A 16,824-nucleotide genomic window follows, 5' to 3' on the forward strand; every position below is an offset into this window, starting at 1 on the left:
GCACATGTCCTGGAGCCGGCGGCAGCATGCCCGACACTGATTTGCTCGATCGAGTCTCGACGCCCGACGAATTGCGTCGACTCCCGAAGACGCAGATTCGCCAGCTCGCGGACGAGCTTCGGCGCGAGACCATCGACGCCGTGTCCGTCACGGGAGGGCATCTGGGCGCTGGCCTGGGCGTCGTCGAGCTGACCGTGGCGCTGCACTACGTGTTCGACACGCCGCGCGACATCCTGATCTGGGACGTCGGCCATCAGGCCTACCCGCACAAGATCCTGACCGGCCGGCGCGACCGGATCAGGACGTTGCGCAAGCCGGGAGGCTTGTCCGGCTTCACCCGGCGCAGCGAGAGCGCCTACGATCCATTCGGCGCCGCCCACAGCTCGACGTCGATCTCGGCCGGCCTGGGATTTGCCGAGGCGATCCGGCTGAACAACGAGGACCGCAACGTCGTCGCCGTGATCGGCGACGGCGCCTTTTCAGCCGGCATGGCCTACGAAGCCATGAACAATGCCGGGACCTCCAAGGCCCGCCTGATCGTCGTGCTGAACGACAACGACATGTCGATCGCGCCGCCGACCGGCGCGATGAGCGGCTATCTGTCTCGCGTCCTAGCGAGCCATGAGTTCCGCGAATTGCGCGACGTGGCCAAGCGGGTGGTGAAGCACCTGCCCGGGCGTCTGCAGAACGTGGCGCGACGGGCGGACGGACTGGCGCGCGGCATGGCCACGGGCGGCACGCTGTTCGAGGAGCTGGGCTTCTACTATGTCGGCCCGGTCGACGGCCACGACGTCGACCAGCTCGTCACGATCCTGGAGGAGCTTCGGGACGATGCCGAGAAGGGCCCCGTGCTGCTTCACGTCAAGACGCAGAAGGGGAAGGGCTACCTCCCGGCCGAGCGGGCGGCAGACAAGTACCACGGCGTCACGAAGTTCGACGTCGCCACCGGCGCCCAGGTCAAGTCCGGCGGCAACCTGCCCTCCTATACCTCCGTTTTCGCACGCAGCCTGATCACCGAGGCAGAGACCGACCCGTCCATCGTGGCAGTGACGGCAGCCATGCCGTCAGGTACCGGCCTGGACCTGTTCGGCCGACGCTTCCCGGGCCGGGTCTACGACGTCGGGATCGCCGAGCAGCACGCGGTGACATTCGCGGCAGGACTTGCCTGCGAGGGCATGAAGCCGTTCTGCGCGATCTATTCGACCTTCCTGCAGCGCGCTTACGATCAGGTCGTGCATGACGTGGCCATCCAGAAGCTGCCGGTACGGTTCGCGATCGATCGGGCTGGCCTCGTCGGGGCAGACGGTGCCACCCATGCGGGCAGCTTCGATATCGCCTATCTCGGCTGCCTGCCCGACATGGTAGTGATGGCCGCCGCCGACGAACTCGAGCTCATGCACATGGTCCGGACGGCTGTGGCCTACGAAGAAGGACCCATCGCATTCCGCTACCCGCGCGGAGAGGGTGTGGGCATCGATCTGCCGGCACGCGGCCAGTTGATCGAGATCGGCAAGGGCAGGGTGGTTCGTGAGGGAACGCGGGTCGCGCTCCTGTCCTTGGGCACGCGACTTGGAGAGTGCCTGAAGGCAGCGGACGAGCTTGCCGGACGCGGCATCTCGGCCACCGTCGCGGACGCCCGATTTGCCAAGCCCATTGATCGCGATCTGGTGCGGCAGCTGCTCGGCCATCACGAACTGGTGGTGACGGTGGAGGAAGGCTCCATCGGTGGCTTTGGCAGTCAGGTCCAGCAGTTTGCGCTGGAAGCGAGCCTGCTCGACAGCGGCAAGGCTCGGATGCGCTCCATGATCCTGCCGGATCTGTTCATCGAGCACGGCACGCCGGCCGGACAGCATGCCGATGCGGGGCTGGATTCGGATGCGATCGTCCGCAAGGTGCTGCAGGGCCTCGGTGTTCGCGTCGAGCCGCTGCGGGTTGTTGCCGGTTGAAGTCGCGCAAGCAGCGGCTCGACCAGCTCCTGGTCGACCGCGGGCTGGTTGAAACGCGCAGCAAAGCCCAGGCCATCGTGATGGCGGGGCAGGTCTTCACAGGTGAACGCAAGCTCGATAAGCCGGGAGAGTCCCTGCCGGACGATGTCGTGCTGGAAATCAGGCGGAGCGGACCTGGCTGGGTCAGTCGTGGCGCCCTCAAGCTCATCGAGGGGCTGGACCGCTTCGGGATCGACCCGGCGGGACTGACCTGTCTCGATGTCGGCGCGTCGACCGGCGGCTTCACCGAGGTTCTGCTCAGCCGGGGTGCGGTCCGGATCTACGCGGTCGACGTCGGCTACGGGCAGCTCGCCCAGAAGTTGCGGAACGATCCACGCGTCGTGAACATGGAGCGGACCAACGCCCGGCACCTCACGACAGCGCAGGTACCTGACCGTATCGACTTGCTGGTGTGCGATGCGAGCTTCATCGGCCTGTCGACCGTCCTGCCTTCATCGATGGCATTCTGCCCTTTGGGGGCGCATGCCGTCGTGCTGATCAAGCCGCAGTTTGAGGTGGGACCGGAGCGGGTCGGCAAAGGAGGCGTGGTGCGGGACCCGGCTCTGCATGAGGAGGTCTGCACCCGCTACCGGGAGTGGTTCACGATGCAAGGCTGGGAGGTCCTGGGGATTGTCCCCAGCCCGATCACCGGCCCGGCGGGCAACATCGAGTTCCTGCTGGGTGCCAGGCGGAGCTCGGACCGGCAGGCTTGCCCCCGGTCAGCCGTCATAGGGCGGATGACGCGGGAATCGCAGCAGGTTGTCTCGCGTGTCGAACCAGGACAGATGCTCGCTGAACCAGCCATGCAGCTTTGGCTGGACGCTGTTGGGGTTATCCAACGTAGCGATGCAGACGCCGATGGAATGGTCACCGGCATCCGTCATGTAGAGCTGCGAGCCGCAATCCCCGCAGAACCAGCGGGTCGACAGCTGGGACGAGGTGAAGGCCTTGGGATCGCCCGCCGTCACGGCAAAGCGCTTTGGCGACAACTGGACCCAAGCCACCACGGGCGCGCCGCTCGCCCTGCGGCACTCCCGGCAGTGGCAGTAGTCGGCAAGGTCGTCCTCTTCCAGCTCCGCAAGATAGCGTACCCGGCCGCACAGGCAGCCGCCAGCACGGCTGGTCATCCTGCCGCCTGCAACCGCTCGAACCCGGCCTCGAGATCGATGATCAGGTCCTCGACCGCCTCCAGGCCGACATGGATGCGCAGGCAGGGCCCCTCTGCCTGCCATGGTGCTGCCGAGCGCGATTTCTGTGGGAATGTCGGGATGAGCAGGCTCTCGTAGCCGCCCCAGGACCAGCCCATGCCGAACAGGCTCATGCCGTCCAACATGGCGGCCACGGCGGCGGCGCTTGTCCGCTTCAGCACGATCCCGAACAGCCCCGACGCTCCCTTGAAGTCGCGCCGCCAAAGGGCGTGGCTGGGATCGTCCGGCAGGGCAGGGTGCAGCACCCTCGAAACCTCCGGCCGGGCCTGCAGCCAGCGGGCAATTTCGATCCCGCTCGCCATGTGCCGCTGCAGCCGGACGTCCAGCGTGCGCAGCCCGCGTAGCGCCAGCCAGCAATCCTCGGGGCTGGAGACCATGCCGAGATCCTGGATGCCGCTGCGCAGCCGCGGATGAAGTTCCGGCGTCGAGGTGACGATGCCCATCATCAGGTCGGAATGGCCACCGATATACTTGGTAGCGGCATGGATGGTGGCGTCGACGCCATGCTCGTATGGCTTGAAGAAGATCGGCGTGCCCCAGGTGTTGTCGAACACAACGAGCGCCCCATGCCCATGGGCGATGCGAGCGATCGCCGGCACATCGCACACCTCGAAGGTCAGCGAGCCCGGGCTTTCGATGTAGACCATCCTGGTCTGCGGCCGAAGCTTTGCCTGGACATCCTCAGGATCCAGCGGATCGAAGAAGTCATGACTCACGCCCATGCGTGCGAGGATGCCCTCCACGGTCTGCCGGGTCGGGTGATACACGTTGTCGGCCACCAGAATGTGGTCGCCTGCCTTCAAAAGCGCCAGCAACGTCGCGACGATGGCAGCCTTGCCCGAGGCCAAGGCGACGGCCCCGCCAGCACCTTCCAGGCCGGCCACCGCCTCTTCGAGGGCGAATGTGGTCGGGGTGCCGTAGCGGCCATAGTTCACGACGCCGGGCCCAGGCCGGGCCGAAAGGAGAGCCTCGACGCTGGGGAACAGGATGGTGGACGCCCGCTGGATGGGCGGGTTGACGATCCCGTCATTGTTCTCGGGATCGCGCCCGAGGGCCGTCACCAGGGTCGCGTCGCGCATCCGTTCCTCCTGCCTGCGAGGACCCGGGCTAGCATGAACCGTAAGCCGCGCGAAGCTGCCCTTGTCGTGGCACACGGCTTGCACGCTTGTCGCTGGTGCGAATGGATCCCGGTAAGTCGGAGTTGGCAGTTCGATGATTGCATGTCATGCGTGCAACCGGATGCAGAGTGTAGCGATACACTCGCACGATGAACGCGGACGATGAACGCCCATCGTCCAGGGAATGAATGTAGGGGATCCCGATGATGCGTCTTTCGAGCCTGCTGGGCGCTTGCGCCCTGGTCGCGTTGGGTGCGGCGTCGGCCGAAGCCGGGCCGACCTTTGACGCCGTCAAGGCAAAGGGCTTCGTGCAATGCGGGGTGAATGTCTCGGGCCTTCCCGGCTTCGCGTCGGTGAACGACAAGAATGAGTGGTCCGGGCTCGACGTCGACATGTGCAAGGCCGTGGCGGCCGCCATGTTCGGCGACGCCAACAAGGTCAAGTACACGCCGCTGAACGCCAAGGAGCGCTTCACCGCACTGCAGTCGGGCCAGATCGATATCCTGTCGCGGAACACGACGGATACCTTGTCGCGTGACACCTCGCTCGGCCTCGATTTCCCTGCTATCAATTACTATGACGGCCAGGGCTTCATGGCGAAGAACTCGCTGGGCGTGAAGTCGGCGCTGGAACTGGACGGGGCTTCGGTCTGCGTGCAGGCCGGCACGACCACCGAACTGAACCTGGCCGACTTCTTCCGCGCCAACAACATGAAGTACCAGGGCGTGGTCTTCGAGAACAATGACGAGGTCAACGCGGCCTACGAGGCAGGTCGGTGCGACGTGCTGACCACCGATGCGTCCGGCCTTTATTCGACCCGTGTGAAGCTCCAGAACCCGGCCGACCACACGGTGCTGCCCGAGATCATCAGCAAGGAGCCGCTCGGTCCGAGCGTGCGTCACGGCGACAACGAGTGGGCCGACGTGGTACGCTGGTCGTTTTATGCAATGGTCCAGGCCGAAGAGTTCGGCATCACCCAGGCCAATGTCGACCAGATGGCCGGCGAGACGCAGAACCCCGACGTTCAGCGCTTCCTCGGCAAGCTGGACAAGCTCGGCGAGGGGATCGGCCTTCCGAACGACTTCGCCATGCAGATCGTCAAGCAGGTAGGCAACTATGGCGAGAGCTTCGACCGTAACGTCGGCGCTGGTTCTGCGCTGAAGATCGAGCGCGGCCTGAACGCGTTGTGGACCGAAGGCGGCCTGCAGTACGCCATTCCCTTCCGCTGACCGGCTGAGGACGGAGGGCCGCTCTGCGGGCGGCCCTCGATCCGCCGCACTCGTCCTGTTCTTTGCGCCGCCGGACGATGCTTATCTCGGGAACGACCATGGCCCAGTCAGCACCACGTGCACCGACCCGTCCCCCGTTCTGGAACGATCCCCGGGTGCGTTCGGCGGTCTATCAGGTCGTCGCCGTCGCAATCGTCGTCGCGATTGGTGCCTACCTGGTTCAGAACACCATCCAGAACCTGCAGAGGCTGGGCGTTTCCACCGGCTTCGGATTCCTGTCGCGCCCGTCCGGGTTCGATGTGTCACAGACCCTCATCCCCTATGATTCCACCTGGTCGTTCGGGCGAGCGTTCATCATCGGCCTGATGAACACCGCCCTGCTCGCGATCTGTGGGATCGTGCTTGCGACGATCATCGGGTTTCTTGTCGGGATCGGACGGCTTTCGCGCAACTGGCTGATCGCCAAGCTTTCGACGATCTATGTCGAGACGCTGCGCAACATCCCGATCCTGCTGCAGTTGATCTTCGTGTACACGGTGCTGGTCTCGTCGCTGCCGTCGCCGCGGGAGAGCCTGAACGTCGCGGACATGGTATTCTTGAACACCAGCGGCCTGTTCATCCCGAGGACCATCCTGGATGAGGGAGCCTCGCTGTTCCTCCTCTCCATTCCGGTGGCGATCGTAGCGGCCTGGATGTTCGCGCATCTTGCGCGCCTGCGCCGTGAGCGGACCGGGCACGGCCTTCCGCGCTTCTGGATTTCCCTGGCAATCCTCTTCGGCCTTCCGCTCGTCGCCTTTCTGGCCACCGGCAGGCCGATCACGATGGAGTACACCACGATCGGCCGTTTCCGGCCGCAGGGCGGCTTCAATCTCCAGCCGGAGTTCGTCGCTCTCGTCCTCGGCCTGTCGATCTACACCGCCTCCTATATCGCGGAGATCGTCCGCTCCGGCATCCTCGCCATCGGCAAGGGTCAGACGGAAGCCGCGATGGCGTTGGGCCTGGATCGGGGCAAGACCCTCCGCCTGGTGATCATCCCGCAGGCCCTGCGGGTGATCGTGCCGCCGCTGACCAGCCAGTACCTGAACCTGACCAAGAACAGCTCGCTGGGCGTCGCGGTGGGCTATCCTGATCTCTTCAGCGTGGCCGGCACCATCAACAACCAGACCGGGCAGGCCGTCGAGGTGATCGCGATCACCATGATGGTCTACCTGATGTTCAGCCTGCTCACCTCGCTGTTCATGAACTGGTACAACGCGCGGATCGCGCTGGTGGAGCGCTGACCATGGCGACCGAGATCGTCACCACCCGCCAGCAGCAGCCACCCAGGATCGCTGCGGCAGGTCCAGTGGCCTGGATGAAGCGGAACCTGTTCGCCACGCCGTTCGACGCGGCACTCACCATCGTTGCAGCCCTTTTCCTGGCCTGGATCGTCCCGCCCTTGCTGCGCTGGGCCGTCCTGGACGCGACCATCGCGGGAAACACCAGGGACGTCTGCACGTTCGACGGAGCCTGCTGGACGGTGATCAAGGTCCGCTTCGGCCAGCTCATCTACGGGCTTTATCCACCAGACGAGCACTGGCGGGTGAACCTGGCTGGCCTCCTGGTCCTGGTCTCCGTCGTTCCGTTGTTCCTGCCACAGATCAAGCAGAAGCTCCTGTACGCGGCCGGCGCGCTGCTGGTCGTGCCGCCGATCGCCGAGCGGATCCTGTCAGGCGGCTGGGGCGGCCTCGACCTGGTCGAGACGAACCTCTGGGGCGGGCTGTTCCTGACGCTGCTCATCTCGATCGTGGGCATCGCGGCGAGCCTGCCGATCGGCATCCTGCTGGCGCTGGGCCGGCGTTCGGAGATGCCGATCATCAAGGCGCTCTGCGTGACGCTGATCGAGATCGTCCGGGGCGTTCCGCTGATCACCGTGTTGTTCATGGCCTCGGTCATGCTGCCCTTGTTCTTCCCGCCCGGCTGGTCCGTGGACAAGCTGGTGCGCGCGCTGATCGGCGTCTCGCTGTTCAGTGGCGCCTACATGGCGGAAGTCGTCCGGGGCGGGCTGCAGACCATCCCGAAGGGCCAGTACGAGGCGGCCAAGTCGATGGGCCTCAGCTACTGGCAGAGCATGGGCCTGATCATCCTGCCGCAAGCACTTCGGCTGGTGATCCCCGGCATCGTCAACACCTTCATCGGCCTGTTCAAGGACACCTCCCTGGTCCTGATCATGGGCCTCTACGACCTGCTGGGCATCGCCCGGATGATCGTCGCCAGCCCGGAATGGCTGGGCCGCTCGATCGAGACCTATGTCGCAGCCGGTTTCGGGTTCTGGATCTTCTGCTACGCCATGTCGCGCTACAGCCAGCGTTTGGAGCGGAAGCTTCAGACCGGCCATAAACACTGATGGGGATGACCCGATGAGCCCCGAGCCGATCATTCACCTGGATCAGGTCAACAAGTGGTACGGACAGTTCCACGTGTTGCGGAACGTCAATCTGGTCGTCGAAAAAGGGCAGAAGGTCGTGGTGTGCGGGCCCTCAGGCTCGGGCAAGTCGACCATGATCCGCTGCATCAACCGGCTGGAGGAACACCAGCAGGGGCGGATCGTCGTCGACGGGATCGAACTCACCTCCGACGTGAAGAACGTCGACGCCATCCGGCGGGAGGTCGGCATGGTGTTCCAGCACTTCAACCTGTTTCCGCACCTGACGGTCCTGGAGAACCTGACGCTGGCGCCGATCTGGGTGCGCAAGGTGCCCAAAGCCGAAGCGGAGAAGACGGCGCGCTACTACCTGGAAAGGGTGCGCATTCCTGAACAGGCGGACAAGTATCCTGGGCAGCTCTCGGGGGGGCAGCAGCAGCGGGTGGCCATCGCACGGGCGCTGTGCATGAAGCCGGAGATCATGCTGTTCGACGAGCCGACATCGGCGCTCGACCCGGAGATGGTCAAGGAGGTGCTGGACACCATGGTCGAGCTCGCCAAGGAAGGCATGACCATGATCTGCGTGACCCACGAGATGGGCTTCGCCAAGGCCGTCGCCGACTTCGTGGTGTTCATGGACAAGGGCGAAGTGGTCGAACAGGCGCCACCGGACGAGTTCTTCACGAACCCGAAAAGCGACCGGACCAAACTGTTCCTGAGCCAGATCCTGGCGCATTGAGCGGACGGATCGCGGGCATGGCCGTGGCGCGTTCCGTCCGCTTCGACGTCGCATCAAAGCGCGTCGCTGGCCTTCTTGGCGGTGTCGGAGATGGCTTCGCCGCCGGCCGAGATGTCTTTGCCGGCACCGCCGACCGTGTTGCAGGCAGTAAGCGCAGCGACGGCGGACAGCATGACCGCGATGACGAGGAACGAACGAAGTCTAGGCATGGATGTGCTCCGACCGCGAGGCCTGAGGTTGGCTCGCTCACACTCCGGCAGGTGTACTTAAAGAGCCAGTCCGTCAAGAACTGGATGGAATATGTCATAATCTATCTACCTGTAATTCCGTCGAATCTGTCGCTTCTCCACGTTGCCCGTCCGCAGATGTAACCTGCATGCCCGCCGTGCTCGTCTATCGCGATCGGCTGCTGGCTCCACCGGAGAGCTTCGTGCCGCGCCAGTACGTCGCTTTCCAGCGATTGCGACCCCTGTTCCTCGGCAGCCGGCGCGACGTCGCGTTTGAGGCGCTAGGTGCCGATGCGGCCATCCTCGGTGAACTTGCCGGGACACGTCCGTGGCAGGTGCCGTTGTTCAAGCAGCTCGGGATCGTGCCAAGCGCGCTCGTTCGCTGGGCACGCGAGCGCGACGTGAGGATCGTGCATGCCCAGTTCGGCCGCGGCGGCGCGCTTGCCTTGCCGCTGGCCGATGCCTTGGGCGTCCCGTTGGTCGTGACTTTCCACGGCGGCGATGCGAGCAAGGCGTCCCATTTCCGCCGGCAGATGTTCCCGACCGTGTTCCAGCGCCGCTGGCCGGAACTCCAGCGCCGAGCCCAGAAATTCTTCTGCGTGTCCGATCATGTGCGGCGGCTGTTGCTGGAGCGAGGCGTGCGTGACGACCTCCTGGCCGTGCACCATCTGGGAGTCGTGCTGCCCGAAGCAACCGCCAGATCAAAGCCAGCCGGTAGCCGCCTGCTCTGCGTAGGTCGCTTCGTCCCCAAGAAAGGCTTTGCCGACGCGATCGCAGCTCTGAGGCATGCCCGGTCGATGGGTAGCCGCCTGGAACTCGACCTGATCGGTGACGGCCCGCTGCGGCCGGAGCTCGAGCAGGCTGCACAAGACCTGCCGGTGCGCTTCCTAGGCTGGCAGAGCCCGGAGGCAGTCGGTCAGGCCATGGAGGATGCTTTGGCATTGATGGTCCCGAGCCGTACTGCTGCCAGCGGCGATGCGGAGGGTCTGCCGACAGTGGTCCTGGAAGCTCAGGCGCGCGGGTTGCTCGTCGTGGCCACGCGTCATGCCGGCATTCCCGAAGCCGTGTCGGACGGCCAGAACGGCCTGCTCGTTCCCGAGGGCGATCCGGCTGCACTGGGCGATGCGCTCGTGCGGGTGGAAAAGGAGCCGCATCTTCGTGCGGCGCTCGTGACGGCTGCACTTGCATCGGTCCGGGCCGGTTTCGACGCCCGTCTGCAGTCCGAGCGGCTGGAACAGCGGCTCCTGGCCCTGCTGGGCAACTCCTAAGCCTTGCGGCGGCAGGCGCCCCGACCGACATGAGCTGCATGGACACGCAAGCGGGGTGGTGCATGAGCGAACTGGACCTAGTCGCGCTCGACGGGCGTGCGGTGGTGCGGATCGGCGGGGAAGACCGGTTCGAATTCCTGCAGAACCTCGTGAGCGGCGATGTTGCCAGGGTCGAGCAGGGCCTTGCCATCTGGAGCGCCCTGCTCACCCCTCAGGGCAAGTATCTGTTCGATTTCTTCCTCTATCCGGCAAGCGGGTCGATCCTGCTCGACGTGGAAGCGGGACGCGCCCTGGACCTGATCCGCCGCCTCATGCTGTATCGTCTGCGTGCCAGGGTCACGATCGAGGACGAGAGCGTCCATCGTCAGGTGTTTGCCCTGCTCGGGCGGGATGCGCCCGCGGCTGCAGGACTTGCGGCCAACCCAGGTTCGTGTGCGCCCTATGGTGATGGCTTTGCGGCGGTGGATTCCCGGGTCCTGGAGCTGGGGGTGCGCCTGGTGCACCCTGGTCCACCATCACTGCCTGGCGCGACGATCGCACCGTTTTCGACATGGGACCTGGCGCGGCTGGCCGCCGGCGTGCCGGATGGGACACGGGACCTGATCGTCGATCGCACGACTCTGCTTGAGGCCGGCTTCGACGAGCTGGGCGGCATCAGTTTCGAGAAGGGCTGCTATGTCGGCCAGGAGCTGACGGCGCGCATGAAGTATCGCGGCCTGCTCAAGAAGCGCCTGTTCCCGATTGTCACGAACGAACAAGCCTTGCCGGAGGCCGGCACGCCGATCACGGGCCCGGCTGGCGAGGAGGTCGGCGAGATGCGTTCGTCCTCTGGCCAGCTCGGGTTGGCGCTCCTGCGGATCGAGGCCGCGACGGGTGAGCTGACAGCCGGCGCAACCCGCCTGGAAGTCAGGCGACCATCCTGGCTGGCGGCCGCCTGACCCGGTGGCTCAGTTCATGCGCTCCCGCACAGCCGCCTGCGCCGCGGCCAGGCGCGCGATCGGCACGCGATAGGGCGAGCACGAAACGTAGTCCAACCCAATCCGATGGCAGAAGCCTACCGAAGCCGGGTCGCCGCCATGCTCGCCGCAGATGCCTAGCTTCAGCTCGGGTCTGGTCGCCCTGCCCCGCTCCTTGGCGATCCGGATCAGCTCGCCCACGCCCTCCTGATCGAGGGTCTGGAACGGGTCGGCCGGAAAGATGCCGTCCTGGATGTAGCGCTCCATGAACTTGCCGCTGTCGTCCCGGGATAGGCCCAGCGTCATCTGGGTCAGGTCATTGGTGCCGAAGCTGAAGAAGGCGGCGTGGCTGGCAATGGCGGAAGCTTGCAGGGCCGCGCGCGGCAGCTCGATCATCGTGCCGATCAGGTAGGTCAGCTCGCGGCCGCTCTCCTGCATGACCTGGGCTGCCATCGCCTCGACCTTGTTCTTGATCAGCTCCAGTTCCCGCGCCATGCCGACGAGCGGGATCATGACTTCCGGGATGATGGTTTCGCCAGACTTCTCGTAGACGGCGACCGCCGCCTCGAAGATGGCACGCGCCTGCATCTCGTAGATCTCGGGGAACAGGACGCCCAGCCGGCAGCCTCGCAGGCCGAGCATCGGGTTAGCCTCGGTCAGTTCGGCCAGACGGCGCTTCACGAACTTCGGCTCGACTCCCGCCGCCGCGGCCACTTCCGTGATCTCGTGCGGCTCGTGCGGCAGGAACTCGTGCAATGGCGGGTCGAGCAGCCGGATCGTGACGGGCAGGCCCTGCATGATCGTGAAGAGCTCGACGAAGTCCCGGCGCTGCATCGGCAGGATCTTGGACAGCGCCCGGGTCCGCCCCGGCCCATCCTCCGCCAGGATCATCTCGCGCATGGCCAGGATCCGGTCGTCCTGGAAGAACATGTGCTCGGTCCGGCAAAGGCCGATGCCCTCTGCGCCGAAGCGTCGTGCGGTCCTGGCATCCAGCGGAGTCTCGGCGTTGGTGCGCACCTTGAGGGAACGCATCGAATCCGCCCAGCCCATCAGCATCGCGAACTCGCCGGACAGCTGCGGCTCCACGGTGGGTATCCTGCCGAGCATGACCGTACCGGTGCCGCCGTCGACGGTGATCACGTCACCTTCGGCTACCCGGGTGCCGCGGACGTAGAAGCAGCGGCTCTCATAGTCGATCAGGAGATCGCCGGCACCGCAGACGCAGGCCTTGCCCATGCCGCGCGCGACCACCGCCGCGTGGCTGGTCATGCCGCCGCGGCTGGTGAGGATGCCTTGCGCGGCGTGCATGCCGTGGATGTCGTCGGGCGACGTCTCGATGCGCACGAGGATCACCTGTTCGCTCGCGGCGGCACGGCGCTCGGCCATGTCGGCCGAGAACACGACCTTGCCGGAGACGGCGCCGGGTGAGGCCGGGAGGCCCTTGGTCAGGATGGTCTTCTCGGCCTTCGGGTCGAGGGTTGGATGGAGCAGCTGATCGAGGGACGCTGGATCGACGCGCAGAACCGCCTCCTCGCGGCTCAGCAACCCGTCGTTCGCCATCTCCACCGCGATCTTCAGGGCGGCCTGCGCAGTCCGCTTGCCGGTGCGGGTCTGCAGAACGTAGAGCTTGCCCTGCTCGATCGTGAATTCGATGTCCTGCATGTCGCGATAATGGCCTTCCAGCTTCTGGAAGAGCGTAACGAGTTCGGCATAGGACTGGGGCAGGACCTCTTCCATCGGGGGCAGGTCGTTGCCCCCCTCCTCACCCATCTTGCGGGTCAGCGGTTGCGGCGTGCGGATGCCTGCCACCACATCCTCGCCCTGCGCATTGACCAGGAACTCGCCATAATAGGCGTTCTCGCCGGTGGAGGGGTTGCGGGTGAAAGCGACGCCGGTGGCACAGTCCTGCCCCATGTTGCCGAACACCATGGCCTGCACGGTCACCGCCGTGCCCATCTCCGCAGAGATGTCATGGAGCCGGCGATAGGTGACGGCGCGCGGCGTCATCCAGGAGCTGAACACGGCGCCGATCGCTGCCCAGAGCTGGTCCTGCGGCGTCTCCGGGAACGGCTTGCCCGTCTGCTCCTGCACGATCGTCTTGAACTGTTCGACCAGCTCTTCCAGGTCCGCCGCCGAAAGGTCGGTGTCGAAGCGGGCTTCGCGTTCCCGCTTCATGTCCTCCAGGGCTTCCTCGAACAGATAATGGTCCACCTCGAGCACGACGTCGCCGAACATCTGGATGAAGCGGCGATAGCTGTCGAAGGCGAACCGGCGATCGCCGCTGCCCTTGGCGAGACCCTCGACGGTGGTGCTGTTCAGGCCGAGGTTCAGCACCGTGTCCATCATTCCCGGCATCGAGACTGGCGCGCCGGAGCGAACCGACACCAACAGCGGCCGGTCAGGGTCGCCGAAGCCTCGACCGACCAAGTTCTCCACCGCCGCGAGGGCGACCGCGACCTCCGACTGCAGCTGGTCCGGGTAGGTCTTTCCCCGGGCGTAGTAGTGCGTGCAGACCTCGGTCGTGATGGTGAACCCGGGTGGCACCGGCAGGCCGAGCTTGGCCATCTCACCGAGATTGGCGCCTTTGCCGCCCAGTAGCTTCTTCATGTCGGCCGCACCGTCGGCTGTGCCGCCGCCAAAGCTGTACACCCATCGCGCCATCGCTCGCCCTCGCTTTACGGGTTCACGCCTTGCCCGGCTGTGCCGGAGCGTCCTCGACCTTACCGAAGTCTGCCACGGCACCCAGTGCGGTGCGAATGGTCGAAAGCAGGTGCAGGCGATTCCGACGCAGCTCGGGCTGATCGACGTTCACCAGTACCTTGTCGAAGAATTCGTCCAATACCGGGCGGAGGACCGCTAGAGCAGCCATGGCCGCTCCGTAGTCCTCGACCTGCAGGGCTTCCTCGATCTGCTGGCCGGCTTCTTGAAGAGCCGCTGCAAGTGCCTGCTCCGCCGGATCGATCAGCAGTGCTGGATCGGGGCGACCCTCGTAGGCCGCCTGATCCTTCTTCTCTTCGATGCGCACGATGTTGACGGCTCGACGCCAAGCCGCGACCAGGTTGATGCCATCCTCGGTCGCCAGAAGGACCTGGAGGGCTTGCACGCGCGCCAGGATGCGAACCAAGTCGTCATCGTCGCCAGCGGCCGCCACGACGGCCGCGATCAGATCGTGACGCGTGCCCCTGGCCCGCTGCTGGACCTGCAGCCGGTCGATGAAGAAGCCGACAAGTTCCCGGCTCAGAACATCCGGATCCAACTGCCGGAACCGGTCGCCATAGAGGCTAAGCGAAGCCCCGAAGATCTTCTTCAGCGGCAGCCGGAGCTGGTTCTCCACGATCAGCCGGATGACGCCGAGCGCGGCCCGGCGCAGCGCGAACGGGTCCTTGGAGCCGCTCGGCCGGATGCCGGCCGCAAAGAAGCCGACCAGCGTGTCGATCTTGTCGGCCAACGCCACGGCGACCGGGACGGGCGCCGACGGGCAATGATCGTCCGGCCCCTTCGGGGCATAGTGCTCTGCAACACCGTCGGCCACGTCGGCGGATTCGCCCTGGAGCCGGGCATAGTGCCCGCCCATGGTCCCCTGCAACTCGGGGAACTCGCCGACCATGCCCGTGACGAGATCACACTTCGCCAGCAAGGCCGCGCGTTCTGCGGCGGCCAGATCAAGGGAGGGAACTGCGGGCGCCAGCGAGGCTATCAGCCCGACCAGCCGCAGGACCTTCGCTTCCAGCGTGCCGAGGTCGGCATGGAAGACCATCCGCTGCAGCTGCGGGAGGCGGTCTTCCAGCCGGACTTCGCGGTCCTTGCCCCAAAAGAACCTGGCATCCCACAGCCTGGCGCGCAGGACCCGCTCGTTGCCGGCGATCACAGCGGCACCGCCATCGTCGGTTTCCCGGTTGGCCACCGTGATGAACCGGTCCGCCAGTGTGCCGTCCGCCTGACGGGTGGACAGATATTTCTGGTGCTCGCGCATTGAGGTCACCAGCACCTCGGAGGGCAGCTCCATGAAGTCCCTGTCGATGCGCCCGGACAGCGCCACCGGCCACTCGACCAATCCCTTCAGCTCTTCCACGAGCGACGGGTCGTCACCCAGGATCACGCCGGCCTGATCTGCCAGTGAGCGAGCCTGCGCCAGGATGGCCGTGCGACGCTGGTCCTGGTCGAGCATGACCTTGGCCGCAAGCAGCTTCTCGGACAGGTCGTCGAAGCCGTTCACATCCAACGGCTGCGGAGCCATGAATCGGTGGCCATGGCTGGTGCGGCCGGCTACCAGATCGCCAAAGCGCACCGGCACGGTTTCGCCGCCCAGCAGGCAGACCATGGACTGCAGGGGGCGCACCCAGCGGACGTCGCCCGAGCCCCAGCGCATGGATTTGGGCCACGGGAACCGGCCGAGGACACCCTCGATCAGCTCGCCGACGACGACGGACGCCCGCGCACCGGTCAGCGCCACCAGGGCATATAGCACCCTGCCCTTCTTGCCTTCGTCGCGCTCCTCGAGCCGATAGGACAAGCCGTTCAGGCTCTTGAAGAAGCCGTCTCTGGCCTGGGCGGGCGCGTCGACGCGCGGGCCGCGCCTTTCCAGCGTCCGGTCCGGCTGCTGCTCGGGCAACCCGTCCGCCACCAGCACCAGCCGCCGCGGCGTCGCGAAGGTCCGCATGCTCGTGGGCGCAAGGTCCGCGGCGGCCAGCCCGTCTCCCACCAGCCTCGCCAGGTCCAGGCGGGCCTGGTCCTGCATCCGGGCCGGGATCTCTTCCGACAGCAGTTCCAGCAGGAGCTCAGCCACGCGCCGTCTCCACGAGCTGCGTGGCGAGCCATGCCTCGCAGCAGGCCTTCGCCAGGGCGCGCACCCGGCCGATATAGGCCTGCCGTTCGGTGACCGAGATGACCCCGCGCGCGTCCAGCAGGTTGAACAGGTGGCTGGCTTTCAGGCACTGATCGTAGGCCGGCAAGGGCAGGCGATGTTCCAGGATCGACCGGCAGTGCCGCTCGGCATCCTCGAAGTGCCGGAACAGGATGTCCGTGTCGGCATACTCGAAGTTGAACGCGGAATACTCCCGCTCGGCCTGCTGGAACACCTGGCCATAGGTGAAGCCGCGACCGTTGAAATTCAGGTCGTAGACGTTCTCCACGCCCTGGATGTACATGGCGAGGCGCTCCAGGCCATAGGTCAGCTCGCCGGAGACCGGCCGGCAGTCGATGCCGCCGACCTGCTGGAAATAGGTGAACTGGCTCACTTCCATGCCGTCGCACCAGACTTCCCAGCCCAGCCCCCAGGCACCCAGGGTCGGGCTCTCCCAGTCATCCTCGACGAAGCGCAGGTCGTGCAGTTCCGGGTCGACGCCGAGCGCGTAGAGGGACTGCAGATACAGCTCCTGGATGTTCGGTGGCGACGGCTTCAGGATGACCTGGAACTGGTAGTAGTGCTGCAGGCGGTTCGGGTTGGCACCATAGCGGCCGTCGGTCGGGCGGCGCGACGGTTGCACATAGGCGGCGTTCCAGCTTTGCGGCCCCAGCGGGCGCAGGGTGGTGGCAGGGTGGAACGTGCCGGCACCCACTTCCATGTCGTAGGGCTGCAGGATGACGCAGCCCTGGTCGGCCCAAAAGCGCTGCAGGGTGAGGATCAGGTCCTGGAAGCCGGGGCTGCCCTGGTCGCGCAAACTGGTCTCCGTCTTGGCGTCGTGCCGTTC

13 protein-coding genes and 1 pseudogene are annotated in these 16,824 nt (G+C 65.8%); 8 read left to right on the forward strand and 6 right to left on the reverse strand.

Annotated elements, in window-relative coordinates:
- The first annotated feature begins 26 nt into the window (after window positions 1-26).
- Together dxs and VHL31_RS26645 are read left to right on the forward strand one after the other, a co-directional pair.
- Window positions 27-1,946 (forward strand): 1-deoxy-D-xylulose-5-phosphate synthase, encoded by a 1,920-nt coding sequence (dxs, locus tag VHL31_RS11120; protein ID WP_329661280.1) that lies wholly within the window; start codon window positions 27-29, stop codon window positions 1,944-1,946.
- Window positions 1,943-2,677 (forward strand): annotated as a pseudogene (locus VHL31_RS26645) (TlyA family RNA methyltransferase); the annotation flags it as partial. The gene dxs and the pseudogene VHL31_RS26645, both read left to right, overlap by 4 nt.
- A gap of 27 nt (window positions 2,678-2,704) precedes the next feature.
- Here VHL31_RS26645 and VHL31_RS11125 read toward each other — a convergent pair.
- Entirely contained in the window at window positions 2,705-3,112 is a 408-nt protein-coding gene (locus VHL31_RS11125) for a GFA family protein (protein ID WP_329661281.1), read from the reverse strand.
- On the reverse strand, window positions 3,109-4,272 hold the full coding sequence (metC, locus tag VHL31_RS11130; RefSeq protein WP_329661282.1) for a cystathionine beta-lyase: 1,164 nt from the start codon (window positions 4,270-4,272) through the stop codon (window positions 3,109-3,111). Before metC ends, VHL31_RS11125 begins: the two co-directional genes overlap by 4 nt.
- 242 nt (window positions 4,273-4,514) lie before the next feature.
- Here metC and VHL31_RS11135 point away from each other — a divergent pair, with 242 nt between their 5' ends.
- The 4 genes from VHL31_RS11135 (at window position 4,515) to VHL31_RS11150 (ending at window position 8,683) form a co-directional block, all read left to right on the forward strand.
- Window positions 4,515-5,540, forward strand: a complete 1,026-nt coding sequence (locus VHL31_RS11135; RefSeq protein ID WP_329661283.1) for an amino acid ABC transporter substrate-binding protein — start codon at window positions 4,515-4,517, stop codon at window positions 5,538-5,540.
- A 98-nt stretch (window positions 5,541-5,638) separates the two neighbouring features.
- The gene (locus VHL31_RS11140) at window positions 5,639-6,820 is read left to right on the forward strand and encodes an amino acid ABC transporter permease (RefSeq protein ID WP_329661284.1); all 1,182 of its coding nucleotides are present in this window, start codon (window positions 5,639-5,641) and stop codon (window positions 6,818-6,820) included.
- 2 nt (window positions 6,821-6,822) lie between these two features.
- On the forward strand, window positions 6,823-7,926 hold the full coding sequence (locus tag VHL31_RS11145) for an amino acid ABC transporter permease (RefSeq protein WP_329661285.1): 1,104 nt from the start codon (window positions 6,823-6,825) through the stop codon (window positions 7,924-7,926).
- 13 nt (window positions 7,927-7,939) lie between these two features.
- Window positions 7,940-8,683 (forward strand): amino acid ABC transporter ATP-binding protein, encoded by a 744-nt coding sequence (locus tag VHL31_RS11150; protein WP_329661286.1) that lies wholly within the window; start codon window positions 7,940-7,942, stop codon window positions 8,681-8,683.
- A 53-nt stretch (window positions 8,684-8,736) separates the two neighbouring features.
- Here VHL31_RS11150 and VHL31_RS11155 read toward each other — a convergent pair whose 3' ends face one another.
- Entirely contained in the window at window positions 8,737-8,856 is a 120-nt protein-coding gene (locus tag VHL31_RS11155; protein WP_349262411.1) for an entericidin A/B family lipoprotein, read from the reverse strand.
- A gap of 203 nt (window positions 8,857-9,059) precedes the next feature.
- Between VHL31_RS11155 and VHL31_RS11160 the strand changes: the two genes are divergently transcribed.
- Complete coding sequence (locus tag VHL31_RS11160) at window positions 9,060-10,178, forward strand: glycosyltransferase (RefSeq protein WP_329661288.1); 1,119 nt, start codon at window positions 9,060-9,062, stop codon at window positions 10,176-10,178.
- Window positions 10,179-10,240: 62 nt separating this feature from the next.
- The gene (locus VHL31_RS11165) at window positions 10,241-11,116 is read left to right on the forward strand and encodes a hypothetical protein (RefSeq protein ID WP_329661289.1); all 876 of its coding nucleotides are present in this window, start codon (window positions 10,241-10,243) and stop codon (window positions 11,114-11,116) included.
- A 9-nt stretch (window positions 11,117-11,125) separates the two neighbouring features.
- Here the strand turns inward: VHL31_RS11165 and ppdK are convergent, their stop codons facing one another.
- From ppdK to VHL31_RS11180, 3 genes are read right to left on the reverse strand one after another with little or no spacing between them, the layout of a single operon-like run.
- A complete protein-coding gene (ppdK, locus tag VHL31_RS11170) occupies window positions 11,126-13,795 on the reverse strand; it encodes a pyruvate, phosphate dikinase (RefSeq protein WP_329661290.1) in 2,670 nt (889 codons plus the stop codon).
- A 22-nt stretch (window positions 13,796-13,817) separates the two neighbouring features.
- The gene (gene glyS / locus VHL31_RS11175; protein ID WP_329661291.1) at window positions 13,818-15,920 is read right to left on the reverse strand and encodes a glycine--tRNA ligase subunit beta; all 2,103 of its coding nucleotides are present in this window, start codon (window positions 15,918-15,920) and stop codon (window positions 13,818-13,820) included.
- On the reverse strand, window positions 15,913-16,794 hold the full coding sequence (locus VHL31_RS11180; RefSeq protein WP_329661292.1) for a glycine--tRNA ligase subunit alpha: 882 nt from the start codon (window positions 16,792-16,794) through the stop codon (window positions 15,913-15,915). The genes glyS and VHL31_RS11180 overlap by 8 nt, the downstream gene beginning before the upstream one ends.
- Window positions 16,795-16,824: the final 30 nt, after the last annotated feature.

Source organism: Geminicoccus sp. (genome assembly GCF_036263595.1).
GTDB lineage: Bacteria > Pseudomonadota > Alphaproteobacteria > Geminicoccales > Geminicoccaceae > Geminicoccus.

What these genes read in the sequence shown, in the direction of transcription:
- dxs (WP_329661280.1), top strand. Translation starts at nt 27, where the DNA reads ATGCCCGACACTGATTTGCTCGATCGAGTCTCGACGCCCGACGAATTG.
- VHL31_RS11125 (WP_329661281.1), bottom strand. Translation starts at nt 3,112, where the DNA reads ATGACCAGCCGTGCTGGCGGCTGCCTGTGCGGCCGGGTACGCTATCTT.
- metC (WP_329661282.1), bottom strand. Translation starts at nt 4,272, where the DNA reads ATGCGCGACGCGACCCTGGTGACGGCCCTCGGGCGCGATCCCGAGAAC.
- VHL31_RS11135 (WP_329661283.1), top strand. Translation starts at nt 4,515, where the DNA reads ATGATGCGTCTTTCGAGCCTGCTGGGCGCTTGCGCCCTGGTCGCGTTG.
- VHL31_RS11140 (WP_329661284.1), top strand. Translation starts at nt 5,639, where the DNA reads ATGGCCCAGTCAGCACCACGTGCACCGACCCGTCCCCCGTTCTGGAAC.
- VHL31_RS11145 (WP_329661285.1), top strand. Translation starts at nt 6,823, where the DNA reads ATGGCGACCGAGATCGTCACCACCCGCCAGCAGCAGCCACCCAGGATC.
- VHL31_RS11150 (WP_329661286.1), top strand. Translation starts at nt 7,940, where the DNA reads ATGAGCCCCGAGCCGATCATTCACCTGGATCAGGTCAACAAGTGGTAC.
- VHL31_RS11155 (WP_349262411.1), bottom strand. Translation starts at nt 8,856, where the DNA reads ATGCTGTCCGCCGTCGCTGCGCTTACTGCCTGCAACACGGTCGGCGGT.
- VHL31_RS11160 (WP_329661288.1), top strand. Translation starts at nt 9,060, where the DNA reads ATGCCCGCCGTGCTCGTCTATCGCGATCGGCTGCTGGCTCCACCGGAG.
- VHL31_RS11165 (WP_329661289.1), top strand. Translation starts at nt 10,241, where the DNA reads ATGAGCGAACTGGACCTAGTCGCGCTCGACGGGCGTGCGGTGGTGCGG.
- ppdK (WP_329661290.1), bottom strand. Translation starts at nt 13,795, where the DNA reads ATGGCGCGATGGGTGTACAGCTTTGGCGGCGGCACAGCCGACGGTGCG.